Source organism: Candidatus Saccharibacteria bacterium oral taxon 488 (assembly GCA_013100805.1).
GTDB lineage: Bacteria > Patescibacteriota > Saccharimonadia > Saccharimonadales > Saccharimonadaceae > Nanosynbacter.
In genome coordinates, this window is sequence record CP040000.1 from 711,128 (window position 1) to 733,074 (window position 21,947).

22 protein-coding genes and 1 tRNA gene are annotated in these 21,947 nt (G+C 51.3%); 1 reads left to right on the forward strand and 22 read right to left on the reverse strand.

Going from position 1 to position 21,947, the window contains the following annotated elements; genetic code table 11:
- Positions 1-21: 21 nt before the first annotated feature.
- From FBF27_03780 to dnaJ, 14 genes are all read right to left on the reverse strand, one after another.
- Positions 22-900: a hypothetical protein gene (locus tag FBF27_03780; GenBank protein QJU09508.1), complete on the reverse strand. Its 879-nt coding sequence runs from the start codon at positions 898-900 to the stop codon at positions 22-24.
- Between the two features lie 34 nt (positions 901-934).
- The gene (locus FBF27_03785; GenBank protein ID QJU09509.1) at positions 935-1,729 is read right to left on the reverse strand and encodes a hypothetical protein; all 795 of its coding nucleotides are present in this window, start codon (positions 1,727-1,729) and stop codon (positions 935-937) included.
- 174 nt (positions 1,730-1,903) lie between these two features.
- Positions 1,904-3,358: a ComEC/Rec2 family competence protein gene (locus FBF27_03790; protein ID QJU09510.1), complete on the reverse strand. Its 1,455-nt coding sequence runs from the start codon at positions 3,356-3,358 to the stop codon at positions 1,904-1,906.
- Between the two features lie 97 nt (positions 3,359-3,455).
- A tRNA-Lys gene (locus tag FBF27_03795) sits at positions 3,456-3,532 on the reverse strand.
- A gap of 69 nt (positions 3,533-3,601) precedes the next feature.
- Positions 3,602-4,093 (reverse strand): hypothetical protein, encoded by a 492-nt coding sequence (locus FBF27_03800; protein ID QJU09511.1) that lies wholly within the window; start codon positions 4,091-4,093, stop codon positions 3,602-3,604.
- Positions 4,090-4,578 carry a DUF192 domain-containing protein gene (locus FBF27_03805; GenBank protein ID QJU09512.1) on the reverse strand — a complete coding sequence of 163 codons (489 nt, stop codon included), beginning with the start codon at positions 4,576-4,578 and terminating at the stop codon, positions 4,090-4,092. The genes FBF27_03800 and FBF27_03805 overlap by 4 nt, the downstream gene beginning before the upstream one ends.
- A 24-nt stretch (positions 4,579-4,602) precedes the next feature.
- Positions 4,603-5,520, reverse strand: coding sequence for a RimK family alpha-L-glutamate ligase (locus FBF27_03810; protein ID QJU09513.1), 918 nt, complete (start codon positions 5,518-5,520; stop codon positions 4,603-4,605).
- Between the two features lie 2 nt (positions 5,521-5,522).
- Complete coding sequence (locus FBF27_03815) at positions 5,523-6,029, reverse strand: hypothetical protein (protein ID QJU09514.1); 507 nt, start codon at positions 6,027-6,029, stop codon at positions 5,523-5,525.
- Positions 6,030-6,068: 39 nt separating this feature from the next.
- A complete protein-coding gene (locus FBF27_03820; GenBank protein ID QJU09515.1) occupies positions 6,069-6,521 on the reverse strand; it encodes a hypothetical protein in 453 nt (150 codons plus the stop codon).
- Between the two features lie 9 nt (positions 6,522-6,530).
- Positions 6,531-6,695 (reverse strand): hypothetical protein, encoded by a 165-nt coding sequence (locus FBF27_03825; protein QJU09662.1) that lies wholly within the window; start codon positions 6,693-6,695, stop codon positions 6,531-6,533.
- The gene (locus FBF27_03830; GenBank protein QJU09516.1) at positions 6,683-6,928 is read right to left on the reverse strand and encodes a hypothetical protein; all 246 of its coding nucleotides are present in this window, start codon (positions 6,926-6,928) and stop codon (positions 6,683-6,685) included. The genes FBF27_03825 and FBF27_03830 overlap by 13 nt, the downstream gene beginning before the upstream one ends.
- 171 nt (positions 6,929-7,099) lie before the next feature.
- Positions 7,100-8,602 carry a DUF1704 domain-containing protein gene (locus FBF27_03835; GenBank protein QJU09517.1) on the reverse strand — a complete coding sequence of 501 codons (1,503 nt, stop codon included), beginning with the start codon at positions 8,600-8,602 and terminating at the stop codon, positions 7,100-7,102.
- Positions 8,603-8,762: 160 nt separating this feature from the next.
- The gene (locus FBF27_03840; GenBank protein ID QJU09518.1) at positions 8,763-11,876 is read right to left on the reverse strand and encodes a hypothetical protein; all 3,114 of its coding nucleotides are present in this window, start codon (positions 11,874-11,876) and stop codon (positions 8,763-8,765) included.
- Between the two features lie 61 nt (positions 11,877-11,937).
- Positions 11,938-13,053: a molecular chaperone DnaJ gene (gene dnaJ / locus FBF27_03845; GenBank protein ID QJU09519.1), complete on the reverse strand. Its 1,116-nt coding sequence runs from the start codon at positions 13,051-13,053 to the stop codon at positions 11,938-11,940.
- Positions 13,054-13,135: 82 nt separating this feature from the next.
- Between dnaJ and FBF27_03850 the strand changes: the two genes are divergently transcribed.
- Positions 13,136-13,672 carry a CYTH domain-containing protein gene (locus FBF27_03850; GenBank protein QJU09520.1) on the forward strand — a complete coding sequence of 179 codons (537 nt, stop codon included), beginning with the start codon at positions 13,136-13,138 and terminating at the stop codon, positions 13,670-13,672.
- Between the two features lie 103 nt (positions 13,673-13,775).
- Here FBF27_03850 and dnaK read toward each other — a convergent pair whose 3' ends face one another.
- The 8 genes from dnaK to FBF27_03890 all read right to left on the reverse strand — a co-directional run bounded on the left by dnaK (position 13,776) and on the right by FBF27_03890 (position 21,931).
- Complete coding sequence (dnaK, locus tag FBF27_03855) at positions 13,776-15,668, reverse strand: molecular chaperone DnaK (GenBank protein ID QJU09521.1); 1,893 nt, start codon at positions 15,666-15,668, stop codon at positions 13,776-13,778.
- 142 nt (positions 15,669-15,810) lie between these two features.
- The gene (locus tag FBF27_03860) at positions 15,811-16,335 is read right to left on the reverse strand and encodes a nucleotide exchange factor GrpE (protein QJU09522.1); all 525 of its coding nucleotides are present in this window, start codon (positions 16,333-16,335) and stop codon (positions 15,811-15,813) included.
- Positions 16,336-16,480: 145 nt separating this feature from the next.
- Entirely contained in the window at positions 16,481-17,191 is a 711-nt protein-coding gene (locus FBF27_03865) for a transcriptional regulator (GenBank protein QJU09523.1), read from the reverse strand.
- A gap of 43 nt (positions 17,192-17,234) precedes the next feature.
- Positions 17,235-18,635 (reverse strand): hypothetical protein, encoded by a 1,401-nt coding sequence (locus FBF27_03870; protein QJU09524.1) that lies wholly within the window; start codon positions 18,633-18,635, stop codon positions 17,235-17,237.
- A complete protein-coding gene (locus FBF27_03875) occupies positions 18,636-19,355 on the reverse strand; it encodes a hypothetical protein (GenBank protein QJU09525.1) in 720 nt (239 codons plus the stop codon).
- 52 nt (positions 19,356-19,407) lie between these two features.
- The gene (locus FBF27_03880) at positions 19,408-20,364 is read right to left on the reverse strand and encodes a hypothetical protein (protein QJU09526.1); all 957 of its coding nucleotides are present in this window, start codon (positions 20,362-20,364) and stop codon (positions 19,408-19,410) included.
- Between the two features lie 143 nt (positions 20,365-20,507).
- Positions 20,508-20,966: a hypothetical protein gene (locus tag FBF27_03885; protein QJU09527.1), complete on the reverse strand. Its 459-nt coding sequence runs from the start codon at positions 20,964-20,966 to the stop codon at positions 20,508-20,510.
- Positions 20,967-20,968: 2 nt separating this feature from the next.
- Positions 20,969-21,931 (reverse strand): GTP-binding protein LepA, encoded by a 963-nt coding sequence (locus FBF27_03890; protein QJU09528.1) that lies wholly within the window; start codon positions 21,929-21,931, stop codon positions 20,969-20,971.
- Positions 21,932-21,947: the final 16 nt, after the last annotated feature.

Below are 21,947 nucleotides of genomic sequence, written 5' to 3' on the forward strand. Positions count from 1 at the left end.
TAGCAGAAAACGGGAGAAGGGTTAACTATTGATCCGGTCGTCAATGTGTTCCGGAAAGGTAAAGCCACCGCAATCTGATTCTATATATATCTCTTTAACGGGGACGCTATTGAAGCCTTTCTTGTCCTTAATGCGCAACCCGTATTGAGAGGAGATGATTCCCTCGTGGACATACAAACCCAGCATCCCTGCAACATATCCCCTGGCTGCGTTGTCGTTATTCTGCTGCAAAATCCCACATGGGACTTGTATGGCAGGACAGTGGGCGTCCTCTGGCAAAGTCACATCAGAACCTACTAAATATGCCTTGGGAAGTGATTCATCTAAATTCGACCCCCAGATATCGGAATCATCGTGCTCGAGATCCATAACGTTCTGTAAAACCTCTTTTCGACGCCGAGAATTATCCTCAGCAATCCCCACCACAAGATCCGATACGCTTATCTCATAGGAGCTCAACCTACCTTGTCCTCGCCGCATATTCAAGTCGCCGATAAACTGATACATAATTGCATCGCTGCGCTTATCGGACTCAACAAGAGGCGCTACTACCTCTTGCATCCTCTCTAAGTACTTTTCTTTAATTACGGCTTGAGCAGTCTGTAATACTTCCTTAGTATGCAGACCCTCTCCATCCGTCGGGGCCTTATTCTCAGTGCGCTGCCTAGCAACCTCTTCCAGGTATTCATTACGTACCTTGGTAATTTCATCACATATCGCGTTTAGCCGCCGAGGTGTCATTGGCCTGCCCAGTTCCTGCGTCTCATCGTCTTGCACATCACTATAGCCCTCGACCCCACTAGGCTGTTGCTCACCATCATTAGTCGATGCGGCCGCCAACCCCCATGGACTCATCGGGCCTTGATCGCCGCTATTTCCATCTATTCTATCTATACTCACTGCTCTCCTCCCAAAATTATTGAACCGTATGGCGTCAGAAGCATTCCGCCTCTACAGCTACGAAAGGGACATTTGGATCCGACAACCAGCGACCCCAAGGCCCCTTAAGATCGTTATAACACGCTCTATCTCCAATGTATAGCTCAATAGAAACTGGTGGTATCAATCCTTGCTTGGTGAATTCTGCTAACTTATGAACAATTATTTCTTCAGCTTTGGCATAGCGTTCTTTTTCATCATACTCTGCAAATTTTTTGCCAAGATAGAGCATTGGAACTACCGGCCCATCGCCATACCAGCTCCGAAAACTCGCCTTCTCTTTCTCACGCAGACTCTCATCAATTGTTAGCACTGAACAATATGTTGAACGACTATTCTTAGGATTAATATACCAAGCCAAATCGTCTTCTCCTACGCCCTGTATTAGCTTTTTCATTAGCTTACTCCGTTTATCATTTGCGAATCGGGCGACACCTCGCACAAACCTCAAAAATGACAAATCAGCACATAGGCGATCTCTCTTTTTTTCGATCTCCTCAGGGGTCTTGATTTCGTCATACCCTAGCGCTACTAGCTGACCGAGCAATTTACCAATGTCTGTACCCATCTCTTTTACAGCAGATTCAAAATGCTTATGCCTAGGAATCAGGTCATTTGTCACCTCACTTCGCAGCGCTTCATTTCCCATCGCCATACGACGCTTTTTATTCTTTTCATATTGTTCCATAAGAGCCCCAACCTGCTTCTTGGTCTCCTCTTCAATACGTAAAACGTCAGCCTGTGTTTTACTCAGAATACCTCCTATGTTCTTTTCGCCCTTTTCGCCCATTTCACTCCTCCGAACTAAGTAATGTATAGTTGCCTCACCAGCCACCGCCCGAGGGCCGAACCCGAACCCGTGCTCACTCACCCCGAGGGATTAGCTGAATAAACCCATAGTAGTACATGCATCAGGTTTCCTCAAGCATGAGCGGGATCAGTAGCTCGCCACAATTGCCCACAGCTACTCAACCACATTACTCTCGCGCAGCCGCAGGCCGGTCTGTCGCCGCATCCACCACATTGCCCCGATAATGACGAGGTAGATCGCGACCACCCACAGCAAGCTCAGATTCACCTCCAGCTGCGCCCAGTCCAGCCCCGCCAGCCACTGGGCGACGCCGACCATATACTGGAGCAGCCACGTCGTCGGTGCGGCGACGAGTCCAGCCACCACCGGCACATCCGCGCACACGCCAACCACAAAGGTCAGTAGCATCGCCAGCGGCACCAATGGCAAGATTAGCACATTCGCGATCAGCGCCACATTACTGATCACGCCAAATGACGCCACCAGCAGCGGTAACGTCATGATCTGGGCCGACACCGTCTCGCCGATAATCTGCCGGATCACCCCAGGCGGCTTCGCACCAAAAAAGTATCGCTGCAGCAGCGGCGCCAGGATAATTACCCCACTAAACGCCGCAAAGCTCAATTGCCAGCCGAGGTCATTCCAGCCAAACTGCGGATTGATGAGTAACGTCATCGCCGCAGCGACCGGTAGCAGCACCAGCGGATGAATCGTCCGGCCATAATACCACGCGGCTAGGCTGAGGCCCGCCACCAGCCCGGCCCGCGACATGCTCGGACTGAGACCAGTCATCGCCATAAAGCCAATGATCATCACACCAGCGCTCAGCGCCGCCAGATATTTCGACACCCGAACGAACAGTCGCCGCGCCAGCCGCACTAAAATTGTTAAGTTATAGCCACTGGCTACGATGACGTGCGTCAAACCCGCAACCTGCAGCGCCGTCATCAATTCCAGCGGCAATGCCCGCCGTAAGCCCATCAAGAACCCGAGGCCCAGCGCCGCCTCCGACTCCGGCACGTACCGTCGCACCCGCTCCGCAAACCAATCACGCACGCCCACCGCCACGTCGCCCGGCTGTTCGCGCGTCACTCGTTCAACCGCTGCCCGCGACATCCGCGCCGCAAACGCCCCGAACCCATCAGTTAGCGCGCCCCGAACCGTGACCACATCACTGCGTTTAATCGCCTGGTTATGCGCCGTCACCACCCAAACACTGCCAGGCAGTCGCCGATCATTACTCACGATATCGCCCAGCCGCAGCACTGTCCGCCCCTTTTTATCAACATCAGGATCTTCCAGCACCCGTCCACTCAGCCGCACCGTTTGGCCGATCAGCGCTTGATAGTGCTCTAGACCAATCTGCCCCACACTGCCTCGCCACAGCCCAATGAGCGCTCCGCCAACCAAGGCTACCATGATCAGCCAGCGCCGCGCCCCGACGAGCGACGCTAGGGCCAATATCACTCCCGCCCCCAACCACATCCAGCCAGCAAACAACCCGTACGGCGCTCGCATCACGCCGATAACACCGATGACGATGCCGACACCAGCCGTCGCCAACAGCCACGACACATGCAAACGCTGAGTGAGGCCGAGAGACTTCATATAGTTAGTATACGCGAAGTGCGGCCAGACTTACATCAAATCACCTGAAATGGATACAATAAAAATCCTAGTTCATGAACTAGGATTGTACTCCACTTGGAGGGCCCACCGGGGCTTGAACCCGGGACACCCTGCTTAAAAGGCAGGTGCTCTAACCAACTGAGCTATGGGCCCGCACATGACGCGCAGCGCAACGAAGCGAGAACGCGACTTTTCACATTTTATCACAGAGGAGCGGCATTTTCAACGCTTTGTTTTCTTGGCAGCGGGCGCCTTGGCCCGAAGCGGCAAGCTCATGTCAAGCAGCCCCGCCACCAGTCCGACGGTCGCCGCATAGCGCCACCAGTCGCTCAGCAATTTGTACGTCTTCATCGCCTCCGCATCCAAGCTCATAAACTTGCCCAGCGGCCGCACTAGCACCGCCGCCGCGAGCACGCCGACCAGCACCGCCGAGATCAGCCGTAGCAACTTGCCATGCCCCTTTGGCCCAGTGATTAATAATAGCACCAGCGGCCCCACCGTCAGGATAATCGTTACCACGACACCATTCGGTAGCCCCGCTACGTTACTGACGCCCAGCCCGCCGATCACCCCGGCCAACCACTCGGCCCACAACTCCGCCAGCAATGCGCCAGCTGCCAGTGCCAGTGCCAACACGCCAAATCGCCGGTTCAACACGAACGCTAGTGCCGTTACCGCCACGGCCACGCCGCCAAACAACAACACCATGCTCATCGCTGCGCCCCCGTACTAAACCGCGCAGTGACGCCCGGCTTGATGCCATGCTCCTTGGCACTACCCGCCGGCAGCTCTAACACATACCGCGCCGGAACTGGCGTGTGATATACCTCATGCGGCTCATTGTCAGGCCAGACATCACGCTTGACGTGCACGACCTTTTTCTTGGCATCTAGCCAGATAATATCAATCGGGACGCGCATATCCTTCATCCAAATTGGTATGTCGCCGTCTTTCTCGGCCACGAACAACATCCCCTCGCCCTTACCCAGCTCCTGTCGACCGCCCAAGCCTCGCGCCCGCGTCTCGTCCGTATCAGCGACCTCTACTCGAAATGTACCCTTACCAATATCAACAGTCGTGTACGTTTTATTCATCTGGCGCGACACCGCCCATACGCCGTAGCCGATCCCGGCCAACACGCCGAGCACGATCACCCAAATGATGATCCGCTGCACTATCGACGCCGACTCCGCATTCATACTCCCATTATAGCAAGTTTAGCTTCAGGCGCCGACTTTATCTTTTTTGTTACCGCGCTTGGCATTGCGATTAATATAATCAATAATCCGACCAGCCACATTACGGCCCGTCACCTTTTCGATGCCAAATCCTGGACTGGCGTTCACTTCCAACACCAGCGCGCCGCGGTTCGAGCGCATAAAATCGACACCAGCCACCGTCAAGCCCATCGCTTTGGCGGCTTTGATGCACGTTTTTCGCTCGTCAGGAGTCAGTTTCACAATTTCTCCCAATCCGCCCTTATGCAGATTACTGCGAAAATCATCATCCAAACTCTGCCGCTTCATACTGGCCACCACCTGGCTGCCAACCACAAATGCTCGAATATCCGTGCCAGCCGACTCTTTGATAAATTCCTGCAATAGCACGTTCGTGCCGTCAGAATCACTGAGGTAAAACGCTTGCATAACCGACTTAGCAGCTTTAATTGTCTCCGCTAGCACCACGCCATTGCCATGCGTGCCGCGCGCCAACTTGATGATCGCCGGCGTACCGCCAATCTCATCCAAGAGCACATCGATATCCGTTTCGTTGCGCGAGAACACTGTCTTTGGGATCGCCACCCCAGCCCGGGCCAGTAACTGCGTCGAGCGCAGTTTATCCCGCGCCCGCGTAATAGCGATTGACCGATTCATAAAAAACGCCTGCGGATTCGCCATCTCTAGCTGCCGCACCACTGCTGTCCCGTAACGCGTCATATAGCTAGCAATCCGCGGAATAAACACATCAAAATTGCCGATTTCCCTGCCGCGATAAATGACTTTCGGATGCTGCTCATCGATTGACACATAGCAATTTTTATACTTGATAACTTTAACCCGATGACCATGCCTTTCAGCTTCTTCTTTAAGGCGAAGCGTAGAGTAGTTGATATTACCGTTAGATAGGATTGCAATATTCATAACTACTTATCCTTTGGTTTATGGTATTTTTTATAAAATTTGTGAGGATTTTCAGCTAGTTCTTTATTTAGCCTTATAGTCTGTGATTTCTTCGGGTTCTTTACTTCATTCATACTTACGTCAACCAAAAACTTACCGCTTAATGTCCGTCGTCCAATTAGCACTGGAAAATTATGCACAGCCCTATCAGACAGGCTAAATAACGCTTTAATCTTCTTGCCGGCCAATATAATGGTAAAATGTGTCCGATATTTTATAATTTCATGGCCAGAGGCGCTCTTAACCATCGCTACCGAATAATCGGTACGCCGAAACACCTTGCCGTTATAGTGGGGCGACCCCTTGCCGAATAGCGAAAACTTTAACACGCCATCTTTATCAACGCGAACATTACTTGCCCACACTGATGAGCTGTCTGCACCTGTGTCAACTTTAGCTGGCACATTAACCGCTCGCCGACCAAAGTCCACCTTCACATTTCGACCAATGATGGTTTTTTGTGCTGTCATGCACCATATACTATAATCTAAAAACCCACATCAGTCAAGCTACGAAGCAGTTCGTTTGTAGGCAGCCAGAAGCTTGTCGACATAAACAGCCGGAACATTAGCGGGCATGCCGACAGGCGGATCATAGTACGGCATAAGGCCCGGGGACGCATTTATTTCAATTAACTTCGCCCCTCGAAAATTATCGGGAGCCATAATATCAACGCCGCAGATAAACAGACCGAAGTATTCAATAACTTGTACAGCCATCCACTTCACTTCATCCGGTATCTCATTGAGGCACTCTATCGCGTAGCCACCACCAGAAATGTTCGCTACACCAGTTACTTGCACTCGTGCCCCATCGGGTGGAATATATCGCAACTCAGCATCACTCAAAAAAGCCCGCACAGCCTCCAAGTCGATTAGATTCATGGATTTTTCATGAGGTAGCTGACCACGGCGAGGATTTGTCATATTATCTAGGTCAATCAGATCACGAGTTGTCTGCACCCCATCGCCTCAGACTTCTGCGGAACAGCGCTGAATTGCTGTAACCACCTCACCGTCTATCACAATAAGCCGATAATCATTTCCCTCAATGTGACGCTGCAGCAGTACACCCTCTTTCCTTGCGTATTGTTGCGCTCGCTTAACCGCCTGTCGCAATTCATCTATATGGCGGATTTTGTCGTTACCCCATCACCATGTGCGGCATCAATAGGCTTCACCACTGCCACACCCTGCTCCTTTAAAAACTGCTCAGCAGTAGCCGCGTCGCCCACTACCACCGAAGGCGCTAACCACCGATCAAATTCACCCGACTGCACTAAAAGCTTATCGGTCAGCTCTTTGTTATCAGAAATTAATCGGCCAGTACCATTAGACACATCTGGTGAGCTGCCCATTATAAATCGCATGCGACCTGCGTAACGAAACGCAATACACGACACTCCCCCGGACTTATATCCAACTACCGGGATACTGCGCTTCTTTAGCTCATTATAGATTGCAAGCGATGTCCCTTGTAGTTGATTTGTCATACAGTGATAGTACCTCTATTATCTTGTATAAGAACACCCTTCTTGTACCTACGCCGCAAGCGCCCCCATCATCAACTCTTGCTGCTTGGGATTGGTTGGATCATACTTACCAGCAAAGAGACGAGTAACCCCATCAACGTCCTGATTAGCGTATAAACTCTCCAAATGTCGCATCGCCAGAACACGGCCCTCAAGATAAGCAAGGTCTTTATTAAAGGTTAGCGGTGCTACCCCGGGCTGGCGGTCCGCAATATCAGGCTGCGTGCCGCGGAAGATCCTTACACAGGATCCGTATGCCAACCTCTTCTCCTTGTCTATCATATCGCCCGTCACTTCCTGATCATTCTTTAGCTTCCCGAGCAAACGATATCGCCACGCTGTCTCGAACACCGTGCGAAAATCTGCACCCTGCTCCGCCAGCAAGATATTAATGTAGTGGCCGAGCTTTGCAGCTGTCCATTTTGGTACAGTATCACCAATCATTTCCTCAACCGTCGTCGCCAGCCCCTCTTCAAAGGTCAGGTAATCTGGTCGTGGAGTATCAGTGAACAAACCCATCCCGAGGACTGGTAGCTTTGTCTTCAGTCCATTGATTGAACGCTGCCCATGCACTCCAAATTCGTGCAGTACCTTACGAAATAGCTCGTCACTTGTTGTAATCGGCGCTCGCCTACCGCCAACCACCACTGCCATCTCTGGAGATTCCCAAGATAGTGCGGTCTTGCCTTCTACTAGCTTCACTGTTACGCCGCTCGTATGATCAGGGTCGCGCAGATTTATCACCGCTTGAAACACTTCGACGATATCAGCTGGACCGCATACATATTCTTCACCACATTCTTTAACTTTCTGGTCCCAGAACTCCTGCACCAGCGCCTGAATATCAGCATTGTGCTCAATAATCTGCTCACCCGCCCATTCTAGTGCCTCATTTTTCTCAAAACGAGGGAGTCGTGCTTCGCCATCCTCAGCACGGAGCACTGCCGGCATCTCTTGACTCTGCCAGTTAAAGCCATGCGCTAAGTCATCATACAACGCCTGGGCTGTCGGATGATAGGTTTTGCTGTCCATTATATTCCACAACTCATTAAGCACCGCATCGCGAATCTCTGGCTGCGGCTGGCCATACAGTTCATGACCGAGTTGCCGAACCTGCTCCTGCACTTCATCCAGCTCTTCCAGACTAGCCCCTTCATCGTGCAGAAACTCTAGCCGACCAAGCAATTTCACATACTCCATCTCTGCCATACGAAACCCAAGAGACGAATCAATCGCCCCACGAAATACCGGGTCAGGTTCACGATTAGCCGCCTCTTCACGAGCTTGGCCAAGCGCTATAATACCCCGATCTAGTGCCGACATATCGCGAAAGCGCGAATGTTCAAGTCGGGGGTTACGAAACTCGCCAGCGATAAAGTCCTCTCGCTGGTCAAGCGCATTATTAACAAGTTCTGTATACGACTGAAACCCGGCTTCAGGAAGATTTTTAGGATTAATAATCTTTTCAATCGTTCGCGGTCGGCGCGGTGCTGTTTCGAGCGCTATACTCATTTTTTTATGATAGCATATTTATGTAAAAAAGCAAGTACGTATTACGAGAATAGGCCTCGTTTACTCATATCATCAAACTACTCCAGCAATCGCCCCTACGTTTTGATTAGCTTAGTCATCATACAACAAATGTCGACGACGTTGTAATAACACTCTTAAGTTATTTCTGTTTGCCCCGCTGTCCCCTTACCACCACAACTATCACTGCCGCTATTATAGCTAGCCCAGCTAGAATAAGCGCATAAGCATAGCCTGACAGCAGATAAATTAAAGCCAACGTCACGCCGACAGCACCCCACATACTGATAAGCCGCTTGCCAAGTGCTAAGCCGATGATAACCATCAGCGAATGCTCGACCAGGAACAATATTTCCATAGCATTATCTCCCCTTAGCGCCAGGACAAGGGTCGATAAGCTGAACACAGCGAGCGCCAGCACTAAATGCGCAATGGTGTATATATGAGCATACCCTAGCCAGCGCCACGACATCACCGCCCCTGAAAGAATTGCTGCTGAACACAGGTATGGCACCACTATGTCATGAACAGGCGCAATTAGCATATGAATAGCAAATAAAATACCACACAACACCAAAAGAACACCCGAGTCGAAGTATAGAATATTCTTCTTCGGCAACCCCTCAGCTATCAGGGCGCTGCCATTGACCGCCCACGTTAGTGTTACTAGCAGCACCGCCTCGGTTGCGACACTGGCTGGCATGGCCATCAGCAGTAAAGTCATCGACCAACCGATAGCGCTCCAAAATGATGCATAATACCAATAAACTGATAATTTCTTGGTTCGCATAGCCACGGCGACGCCATAAAACACCGCAAAGATAATCAGCGAAACGATCGACATGAACTCAAGCTTAACGCCGAGCCATTGCGCAGTTAGGTAGAATAACAATACCAAACTTGGATGCGCCAATATCGCCATCGGCCGCCAATCCCGCTTGGCATATACTGCCATATAAAGTGCCGCGACAGCTGCCAGCCAGCCCAAGATTTTGAACGGCAATTCATATGCCGTCGACAAATTTATCATCGGTAATATCACCGCTGGTACCGTAGCAGCCAGCAGCGTCATATCGCTAGTGATTGACGCTCGCTTATTCATCGCCAACGACCAATATACTACCCCGAAGCCAACGAGCGCCACCCAAGCGGTGATGGTGAAATTGTCGCTTAGCGGCACGCGTAGCCAATGCAAGAACAGCAACACCAAAGCAATCGTCGCCAAGTATGCTCCGCCCAGATAACCATCTTCACGCCACCGATAAAACGCATAATACAGCAGCGCTGCTAACGGCAGCCAAACTGCCGGATGAATAGACGAAAAGATAATGACACCAGCCGCTCCAATGGCAGAATATAGCAACAATTCGCGGCACTTAACCGCCGCCTCTTTGCGGTAATTGTACAGCCACTCTACTAATAACAGCAACGACAAACCGTTCAGCCACGCCATCAAAATAGCAAGATTTTCGCCAGCCAGCTTGAAATAAGAAGCTATCAGCAGTGCTATCAAAAGTAGAGAGACATGAATACCAATCACTAAACCGTAGACTTTTTCACGCCACGCGGCAATACCCATGATAATAGCGGCAACCGCCACCGAGTCTGACAGATACAGCATACCTTCTCCCACTGGATAAGCATTCAAAAAAGCTAAGGCTATAAACACCGTCATTAACCACCAAGCGGCCGCAGCACCGTACACTAATATTGCTTGACTTTTAGTAATATTTGGACGTTTCAAAACCAATAATCGGCAGACAACTGGCAGGAAAGCCATAAGCATAAAGATAGAGTAATGTGTATGCAGGGCTGTTATGGGGTCAAGGCCAAATAGCCTGACGCCAGCCGGCACTAACAAAATTCCAGACATTACTACCATACCGCCAAAACGGGCGCGGCGCAGCAATGAAAGTGCCATAAAACTCACTGCCGATATCATACTTAGCAGGATAAATATAATTATGTCTCTTAGCGGACTTTCGACGCCAGCTATAGTCGATACAGCAACCAGCGACGCAACAAAACTAATCCACAGCACTATTTCGTGCTGCTTGTCGGGCTGCTTTTGGACATGCATCGAGCCAATAGACCAAATCATATTACCAAGCGCCGCTAGCCCCAGCGCTATACCCGTGGCCAGACCATCATTATTTGACAGATACATAGTAAAACTAGCAGTCGCCGCCATCAGCAGCACGCGCGCCGTCGTTAGTTCATACGTGCGCATCTTTTTTGATTTCTCGACAATAGCCACAGTAAAATAATATATAACGCTGATGAGCAGCAGCATACTGACGTCAAGCGTTCCCATATGCACCGACGAACCGATAGCGAGAAGCAAAGTAGACGGAACGATAAATGGATTAACTAGCGTCAACGGCTCGGTGAATTGGCGCGGAAAATGATTAGAAAAATACGCAGTCAAGGTCATCAGGCATCCGAACAATAGCACCGCAGCATAATACCACACCAACTGAGCATGCATAACAGCCGGCAAGCTGGTCGTCATCGTAAACATCGACAGCAGCGAAATATAGGCGAGCGGCTGGCTATTGAGCCTGACCGTAGCATCAACGCATAGGAAAGTACCGATGAAGGAGGTAACAAGCCAGCACAGTGCTGGATCAATCCCCAAAAGCAAATACATGCTCCAGCCGCCGATCGGCACAGCAGCCAACGCCGTACCAATAAACGCCGTTGAGGCTGGCTTTAAGATCGGCAAGCGGGCGTACAACACCTGGCCAGTGGCATAATAGACAAAAATAAACAGCCAGACCAGACTAAACCTGAGCTGTGCCGAAAGTTCAATCGTTTGTGCCAATAATAATATACCGGCGGTCAGCAATAATGATGCCGTATAGAGCGCCACATTGATGGTAGTTTGACGATTTTTCTCTTTATCTTTATTACTGGCTGGAGATAGCCACTTGATAATCTGCGTCTTTTCATCAGGAATATCCGTATTTTCTTCAATTGGCACAGCATCAATAACCGATGAATCACTCGGCTCTTCCCCTTCGTCGCTAGTTAAGGCAGGGTCGGTAGGCTGTGAGGCTGTAGCTTGTTTCCCGGTAATAAGCTTGGCTTGGCCATCACTATCTTCTTCAATTTTCGCACGGCCGTTCTGTGCATCACGCACGCCGTCCCAATAGCCACGTTGATAATCATCGGATTGACGGGGCAGCCGATTATTGCCTCTCTGCGCCACTTTAATTATCACGATGGCAATTACTAACAGAAAAATCAATTCCATGCTTAATTCCCCTTATGCTAAATTTAGTATAGCACGAGAAAACTTTTTATGGAGGAATTTGCTACGAAAACAGACCACGCTTCTTTGCGCCATCAAACTGCTCTAAGAGTTCTCGCTGCTTCCTGCTCAGTTTGGTTGGCGTATCAACGATGACGCCGACAATGTGCGGGCCGCGTTCATCATTTCTCAGATGTGGCACGCCGTGGCCTGACAACTTAAAATCAGTCCCCGACTGGGTGCCGGCTGGGATTTTCATCCGCACCATACCGTCCACGGTTTCAACATCAATTTCCGTTCCCAATGCCGCATCAACCATTGAGATATGCTCTTCTGAAAGGATGATATCGCCTTCACGCGTGAACTTCTTATGGGCTTTAACGCGAATGTGAACGTATAGATCGCCACGTGGGCCGCCCTGAACAGCTTCGCCGCGCTCACGCAAGCGAATAGTCGCGCCATCATCAATCCCCGCCGGGATCTTGACGGTAATCTCCTGGCGCTGGCGAGTCGTACCCTTGCCGCCACAGACTGAACAGTTTTGCTCTGGGATCTTGCCACGGCCGTGACAGGTCGGGCAGGTGACTGCTTGCTGAATTTGTCCAAAAATCGAGTTCATGACGCGAGTCTGCTGACCGGAGCCCTTGCAATCATCACAGGTTTTTAAGCTATGACCTGGCTCGACGCCATCGCCATGACAATGCTCACACTCAGCATCGAGCGTTATATTCAACTTCTTTTCTGCGCCAAACACCGCTTCCTCAAAGGTTAGCGTCACGCTAGTTTCAACATCACGACCGCGCCGCGCACCACCCCGTGAACTAGTCGCGCTGCCACCAAAAAATTGGCTAAAAATATCGCCAAACATGCCGCCATCGCCACCAAAGTCGAACTGCACGTTTTGCCCACCAAAGCCACCAAATCCTTCGAATGGATTGCCGCCAAAGCCACCGCCTGCTGCGCCGCCGACACCCGCATGACCGAACTGGTCGTAGCGCTGGCGCTTTTGCTTGTCTTTTAGGACTTCATATGCCTCGTTAACCTCTTTGAATTTAGCTTCATCGCCGCCTTCTTTGTCAGGATGGTACTTCACCGCTGCTTTACGAAAAGCCTTCTTAATCTCATCCTCAGAAGCGGTTTTCGACACACCTAACACTTCATAATAATCGCGCTTACTCATATATGTTCATTATACGCTTTTAGCACTCGACATGCAAGAGTGCTAGCCTCGCCCGTGGTATACTTAAAATATAGGAGGTGTTATGAAACAGACAGCAATTATCAATTCAGAAATCAAGGCCCGGTGCGCGGATCAAGAGTCGGTGCGCCAATATCTACGTGAGCACGGCGCGGACTTTAAGGGGACTGACCATCAAATTGACACATATTTTGATGTGCCCAAAGGGCGCCTGAAGCTACGTCAAGGACCGATCGAAAATAACCTTATCTTTTATCGGCGGGCCGATACCAATGGGCCGAAACAATCGACTATCAACCTATCGCCAGTTGCGCCGGACTCGACCATCGGCGAGGTGCTGACGGCGGCACTCGGTGTACGTGTGGTTGTCGATAAGCAGCGCGAAATTTACTTCATCGACAATGTCAAGTTTCATATCGACACTGTTAAGGGTCTCGGGAATTTTGTCGAAATTGAAGCCATCGATACCGACGGCAAACGAAACGCCGAGCAGCTGGAGCAACAATGCTCACACTACATGCGTGAACTTAGTATCCAGGATACGGATTTAGTGGTTGGCTCGTATAGTGATTTGCTGGAGAGTGCGGCTCTTTCACATTAGCCGCAGACAATTAACCGGTAACAGATAGTATGCGCTGAGTCCACGAGAATATAAAACTACCCCCTTCTATCGGGGGTAGTTTTGTTATGAGTTGGCGCCGAGACTACTTCTCGTCAACCACTTCGCCTTCGACTGGTTCGTCCTTGTCAGATTTTTTGTCGTCCTTAGACTCATCAGCCTTTTTGTCCTCAGCGGCTTGCTGGTACATTTTGGCACCGATTGGCATGATGGCGTCCTGCAAGGCTTTAGCTGCTGCTTCTAGCTCATCTTTGTCGTCAGCGTCTTTGTGCTTTTCCGCTTCCTTGACCGCTTCGTCAATCGCTTTCTTGTCGTCGTCAGAAATCTTATCTTTGAACTCATCCGGCATTTTCTTTGCCTGGTAGATGGCGTTTTCCAGCTGGTTTTTAGCATCAACGGTCTCGCGCTTTTTCTTGTCCTCGTCAGCGTGCAGCTCAGCTTCTTTCTGGGCTTTTTCGATATCTTCCTTGCTCATGTTGCCAGAGTTTTGGATGGTGATTGATTGCTCCTTGCCAGTGCCTTTATCTTTAGCAGTAACATTAAGGATACCGTTGGCGTCGATGTTAAACGTCACTTCAATCTGCGGCACACCGCGCGGTGCTGGTGCGATACCATCAAGCACAAAGCGACCCAAACTCTTGTTGTCATTGGCAAATTCGCGCTCACCCTGCAAGACGTGGATCTCCACTTGCGGCTGATTGTCAGCGGCGGTCGAGAATACTTCCGACTTGCTGGTCGGCACGGTGGTGTTACGCTCGATCAGCTTGGTCGACACGCCGCCCATCGTCTCGATACCAAGGCTCAATGGCGTCACGTCCAGTAGCAGCACATCCTTGACATCGCCAGCCAGCACACCACCCTGGATAGCTGCACCAACAGCCACCACTTCGTCTGGATTGACGCCCTGCATCGGGTCTTTGCCGAACAACTTCTTCACCCGCTCGACCACTGCTGGCATGCGGGTCATGCCACCAACCATGACAACATTTTGGATGTCTGATTTAGAGAGTTTGGCGTCTTTGAGTGCTTTTTCAACTGGGCCGTCAAGGCGCGCCAACAGATCTTTCACCAAATCTTCCAACTTGGCCCGTGTCAGGCTCAACTCAAAGTGCTTTGGCCCGTCAGCATCAGCGGTGATAAACGGAATATTGACTTCGTATTCAGTGACTGTCGATAGTTCTTTCTTGGCCTTTTCCGCTTCATCCTTCAGGCGCTGCATGGCTGCATTGTCTTTGCGTAGGTCAATACCTTCTTTAGACTTAAAGTCATCAAGGAAGTAGTTAACGATGACGTTATCAAAGTCTTCACCGCCCAGGTGAGTGTCGCCATTGGTCGCTTTCACTTCAAACACGCCGTCACCAAGCTCCAGGACGGAAACGTCAAAGGTACCGCCACCAAGGTCAAACACCACGATGGTTTCGTCATTTTTGCCTTTTTCCAGGCCGTACGCCAGAGCAGCTGCCGTTGGCTCATTAATGATACGCTTGACTTCCAGTCCAGCAATTTTACCAGCGTCTTTGGTAGCTTGGCGCTGCGAATCGTCAAAGTAAGCCGGCACGGTGATGACGGCTTCGGTGACTTTTTCGCCGAGGAACGCCTCGGCGTCGGCCTTGATTTTGCCGAGGATCATGGCTGAGACTTCTTCTGGCGTGTATTCCTTGCCGCCCATTTCCACGGCCACACCCGCACCTTTCTTGACGATCTTAAACGGCATGAGGCCACGGTCTTTTTGGACTTCTTTGTCATCAAACTTACGGCCAATAAAGCGCTTGACACCATAAATTGTGTTCTTTGGATTAGTCACACGCTGACGCTGCGCCACTTGTCCGACCAAGCGTTCGCCCTTTTTATTAATCGCTACCACTGATGGCGTCGTACGATTACCCTCAGCGTTAGCGATAACTTCTGGCTTGCCCGCCAACATATACGCAAAGGCGCTGTTGGTTGTACCGAGGTCAATTCCGATAATTTTACCCATATGATTCCCCTTTCTTTGTTATGATCACATCTGGTTTTTCTTATATTCATTTTAGCACTCTTTTGCATCGAGTGCCAACTATTTCAGTATAAATAATTAGCACTCCCATGTCAAGAGTGCTAATTCATTTTGTGACGACTAATTATTTCTCTGATGCGTCAGTATTTTCTTTGACATCCGCCCGCGTTGATTCCGATGACTGGCGCGTCACCTTAACCATCGCGTCGCGAATCACTACGCCGTCTAGTGTATAGCCAGCACGTAGTTCCTCAGCAACAACTTCTTTGTCGCCTTCTGCTTCTCCGTCAAATTGAACGGCTTGGTGCAGCTCAGGGTTAAATAATGTGCCGGGTTTAGCGTTAATTTTCTCGAGACCGATTTCCTTGAGTTGCTTGTCGAGTTGTTTACCCAGGCCAGCCACGCCTCTCGCCCACGCGTTATCCTGCAATTCCTCTGGTACGTTAACAATCGCCCGCTCAATCGTATCAATCACCGGTAATAATTTCATCACCGACTTGGCCTGACCCATTTGGTGCGCTGACTGTTTTTCTGTCTCCACACGCTTGCGATAATTCTCAAAATCCGCCCGCGTCCGCTGCAAATCCAGCGTTAACTCGCCCAACTGCTGCTCCAAATCTTCAGCTTTTTTAGCCTTACTCTTCGTCATTTTTTCCTCCTTCTAAACGGCCAAAACGGCTCGTCGCCATATGTGCAGGGAAAGAACGCGATCATAGCCATGAAAATAATAATCAAAATAATCACCACTAGCCACGTTGGCAAGCCGCTCAGTAGTCCGCCAATCCATTCAGCCATTACAATACCTCCTCCAACATCGCACCGGTTCGCCTAACCAGCTCCATCGTTCGACGGTAATTCTGCCGCGTCGGACCGATCACGCCGATGTAACTATTATTACTAAACTTTGAACAAAACCTACTAATAATCAACGTTGCTCCAGAACTTTTACCAATCGGATTTTCGCTGCCGATAAACACATTGAGCGGGTGGTTCGGTGCCGCTTCACGTAGCCACGGCTCAATATTATCAATCAACCTGGCAATCGCTTGCACGTGATCACCCTCGACAAACTCCGGCTGGCTAAACAACTGCGTCATACCATTCATATATAGATGATCACCAAACGAGGCGAAACCAAAATTACCAGTCAATTCAACCAGGCTATCGACAGCACTACGAATCGCTCGATCAGACGTATCAACGTGCGAGTTAACATGCGCTTCGATCGCTCTCGCACTGCGATCGATGCCGCTCGGCAGCTCCGTCATCTGGGCATCGGTGATGCCATTGACGTACAACCGGTAGCCCTTATCCGTAGGAATTCGACCAGCGCTAGTATGCGGCGCTTCAATAAATCCCATCTCCTCGAGCTTGGCCATTTCGCTGCGAATCGTAGCGCTGGACACGCCAAACAACTTGGCTAGCGTCACGCTGCCAACTGGCGCCGCAATTTCGGCGTATTGCTCAATAATGGCAGCTAAAATCGCCTGTTGACGTTCGGTCATACTCCTATTATATCGCACATTTAGCACTCTTGCAAGGCGAGTGCTAATGCGACCTTGCCGCGCGCCTGGCTTGGCTACGCGCTCGCGTAAATCGCCTGGCAGCATCTGACGAAAACATCAGCACCGCTACAATATTCAGCCCAATGAACAGCAGCGTACTGGCTGTCGACCAGGTTATCTTGCCGATGGTCAACGTGAATGAATTAGCGATAACTGCCAGCCCGGATATCATCATCAATACCAGCCGCAATCGATTGCTACCGCTAAATGTCCGGCTCACCAGCACGATGGTCGTAATCACCCACACCACGCCAATGATAATCGACGAACCAATCAGCCAATTGGCAATCACCGCCGCGTCATTCACCTGACCATCCATCATCAGTTCAGCCACCGTCTGGCTATGAAATTGGTCAATCGCAAGTAACTCAACAACAGTGTTGATGATACTGACCGCCAGCGCCGCAAACATTGCCACCACGCCAAACGCAATCTGTGGCGGCCGCCGACTCCAAAATTGCTGTATCAATGTGTCGTGTGCTACTGGCATCACCTCGTGCGAAGTAGCATCGAGAATCACCTCGTCGCGCTCCTCTATCAATGACTTGTTGGCGCGCACTCGCCCGACCTCAAGCACTGGCAGATCGCCATCGGTCTGAATGGTGTCGCCGCCGCCGTTGCGCGAATGATACCCGGTGGAAAAATCTTTCAAGGTGGTCACCTCGATCGAGGCGCGCGCTTTCAAAGCCGACTGGACGATATAATCCCGCTCGATGTCAGTATTCTCATCAATCTTATGAGTGATTTGCAGAGTAAATAGACTAAAACCGACACTTCTGTCGTACGTGCCCGCCGCCAGCCAGTCCACTCGGTGACCGCCCGGCAGCAGCCAGCCTTGTGGACAACGCCAGAAACGCACGTGATGGCGCTTGCCGGGATTGCCATCAACCTCCTGCTGGTAGGTAAAGTCCTGCCGCCGACCAAATAAAAACAGTGATGAGACCGGCGCCTGCGGATAGCTACGCCGCGTCAATATTGCCACCATCATCCGCCATGATGAACGCACGGTTATTTCCTCCGCTAACGTCCAGCCAGCCGCGGTCATCGCTTGATGGACCTGTGCCTCCGAGCCGCGCAGAGCCAGATTGACAGGATCACCCAGCAGTCCGTCCGCCGTCCGTGTCCGCCCGATGAAATAATTCGGTACGTACAAGCTGCTCAGGATACGATGCAGCCGCGGCAGTGCCAGGTAAGCCGTAATCAGCCACACCACCACAAACAGCCCAACCATCCACCAGCCGCCCGAATGCCAACCCTCGCGCCACACGAGCCACGCCAGCCAGAACGACGCCGCACCGGCTAATAAGAAAAAGATCTGGTCAAGCAACCCCGACAACGACCAAAACGGTCGTCTCAGCGAAAACGACGACTTCTTCGTCGCCATCTAGACTGCGTCCTCACCCATCAAATAATCAAGAAGGTCCCGCGCTATCAACCGCGCCTCGTCATCACGCCGATTGAACACGTCACCGCGCTCAATAATTTCGCCGCAAACTCGCACCGCTCGGCTCAAATCATCATTGATAATCACGTGGTAATACGGCACCTCCAGCGCGTGACTGAGCTCGGCGATGGCCGACTGGCGGCGCTTCGGCCAGGCCGTTTGAAATTCTGCTTCCGTCGCGTACCGCTGCTTCAATCGCTCCAGCCATGTCGGATAATCCGGCGGCACGATAAAGATAGCGATACAACCCGGCGCCAATTGCTCATACTCAGCCACACCCTGTACGTCAATATCAGTGATCGCCGTTTGCTGATGGTCGTGCGCTAACTGCAGCTCGGCTGTCGAGGTACCATACACCTTGCCGTGGACGAACTTGGCCTCAATGAACTGATGGTGCTCGAGCATGGTCAGTGCGGTTGCTTGATCAATAAAATGATAATCGACGCCGTCGCGCTCTGGCTGACCGTTATTTGCCCGTGGCTCCCGCGTGGTGTGCGACACGATATCACGAAATGACGGCGATCGCAACAACCGTCTTTTGATCGTATCCTTGCCCGCGCCGGAAATACCGGTCAGTAGCGCAATTTTAGTATCTCGCACCAGCGCTACGGCCGCTTCGGTCGGCTGGTATTCCCTGATGACACGTTCAAGATCTGACATATGAGTATTATACCAGATTATTGCCTAAGCTTCCGGGAGCAGCTGCGACTTCTTATCTATGTACCATGTCCATCGCCCGAATATGCGGCGGACGATGCGTTAGCTGAGGGCGACGAGACGGCACAGCGATGTGAGCACGGGAATGAGCGGTGGCTTGCGGGTGGGTCAACTCCTTTGGCTGTGGCGGTAATTTTGGCTGGGTCGGCAGTTGGTGCGGCTGGGATAGTGGGCGCTTGATAGTCGATTGCGTATCAGCATGCGGCGTACTGGCACGAGGACTAGTATGCGGGCGGCAAGTGGTTGGTTTGGACGCCGCTTGGGGCGCTGTAACTGATGGTTGGTTTGGACGCCGAGATGACGCAGCGGCTACGGGATTAAGCGGACGAGTCGGGCTCGAAGGCTGAGATGAAAGCGGTGGCTTCGTCAGCGGCGGGTGCGGCGGATGTGATGAGAGCGGCTTGACTGGCTGAGCCTTGACGGAAGAAAGTTTGTTGAGCGGACGCTTGGCCGGAGCTGGCACCGAAGTAGTGGGCTTGATCAGTGAAGCGCGTGATGGTGAGAGGGCGTGCTTCGGCGGCTGGGGCTTGACGGACGGCTTGGTAAATGATGCGCTTCGCGAGCGCTGGACGCCACGCGGTGGCATAATGTCATGAAAGACTGCCGGCTTTTTAGGGTGAGGTTTAGCCGGCGGATTGGAAGCGGGAGTCTTTTGAGGAGCGGTAGAACGCGAGCGAGGTAAATGAGTAGAAGGTTGCGGCGGTACAACGCGAGACGCAGCCGAAGGACGAGCTGGCTGCGCGGCTACAGTTTGCCGCTGAATACTATGACGCCGAGCCGGAGCTGGCGCAGAGTGAGGAAAACGTGGCGCGGGCGATGTGGGAGATGCGGCGGGTACTGAGGTAGCCACCGGACGCTGACGCGGCACCGATGCTTCAGTGTCAATATCCGATACCTCGCCCTTACGGCGTTTGCCGAGCCGAGCCTTCTTGAATAGCTTTGTCAACTTCATCAGCGCCACCCCATCCCTTGGGAGATGTCGATACCGAAAATGATTACGGTCAGCTGGTCGATATGACCCTCCTTCCTCTGATTGATTCTGTCACCATTATACTGGTTATGCTCGGTGATTTCAAGCAGCGCGCCGCCGAGCTGCTAGAGCAACTCGTCCAGCACTGATTGCCAATCAGGAAACTGCGGAGTACCGAAATGAATGTGCCAGCCAACAAACTCAGCAGCACCCCTGGCCGTCCGATCATCGATCAAGATATCACCGCGGCTCAGCTGTTTGACCGACGAAAAAATAACTTTACGAAAGAAAATATTCTCCGGCCCATCGCCGCCAAAATACTGTTTCACCCACGCCAGCTTATCGCCCAGCGCCGTCGGATTTTCCCATGGTGATGACGAGAGAATGTATAAATCATACTTTTCCTTCAGCCTATCAACTGCCTCAAGAGCCCCCGGCATTGGATCCATCAATGCAAAAACACCCGGAATATTGTCATACTCACCCGCAAACTTATCAAGCATCTCAGGCGGAACTTTCGTCAAGGCTGATGTAAAGTTGACTAGTACACCGTCCATATCAATATAAATAATTGGTTTCTTCATAATCAATCTCTCTTTAACATCACCATAAATGCTTCTGATGGAATGTCAACCTTGCCAAAGCGTTTCATGCGCTTTTTGCCGCGAGCTTGTTTGGCGAGAAGTTTCTTTTTTCGGCTGACATCGCCGCCGTAGAGGTAGCCGGTGACATCCTTGCGGTAAGCGCCAATATTTTCGCGGGCAATGAATCTACCGCCAATTGCTGCCTGTAATGCCACCTCAAAGCTCTGGCGCGGCACCACGTCTTTCAATTTCTTGACGATTTCGCGACCCAAACCTGGTGCCTCCGAGCGGTGGCACATCACGCTGAGCGCATCGACCATTTCGCCCGCTACATAAAAATCCACCCGCACCAAATCTTCCGGCTGGTACCCCGCTAGCTCATAATTAAACGAGCCGTAGCCACTGGTTACCGACTTCAGTTGATCATAAAAATCCGTCAGCAGATTAGCCAGCGGTGCCGTAAAAGAAATCAGCGCCCGCTCGTCGATGTAACTGAGATTTTTCTGCCGACCGCGCTTGGCAACAATCAGCTGAATCACCGCACCGATATAATCTTGCGGCACCACAATTTCGCCGTCAATCCACGGCTCGCGAATTTCTTTGATCTGCGCTGGGTCAGGTAGTTCGCTGGCCGATTTGATATCCAACTCCTCGCCGTTCGTCAAACTAACTTGATAATCCGTGCTCGGATTGGTGACGATGAGGTCCAAATTATACTCGCGCTCCAGCCGCTCGCGAATGATATCCATGTGTAGCAGCCCCAAAAAGCCAATCCGCACACCATACCCCAACACTGGTGAATTCTCCGGCTCAAACTGCAGCGCCGAATCGCTCAGGCTCAACTTTTCAATCGCCTCTTTCAGGTCATTGTAATCTTCGTTGGACACCGGGAAAAAGCCCGCATAGACAAAGGGCTTAACTTCTTTGTAGCCAGGGAGGGGTTGGACGATAATTTTTTCAGTCATAACTGTCTAGCATTAT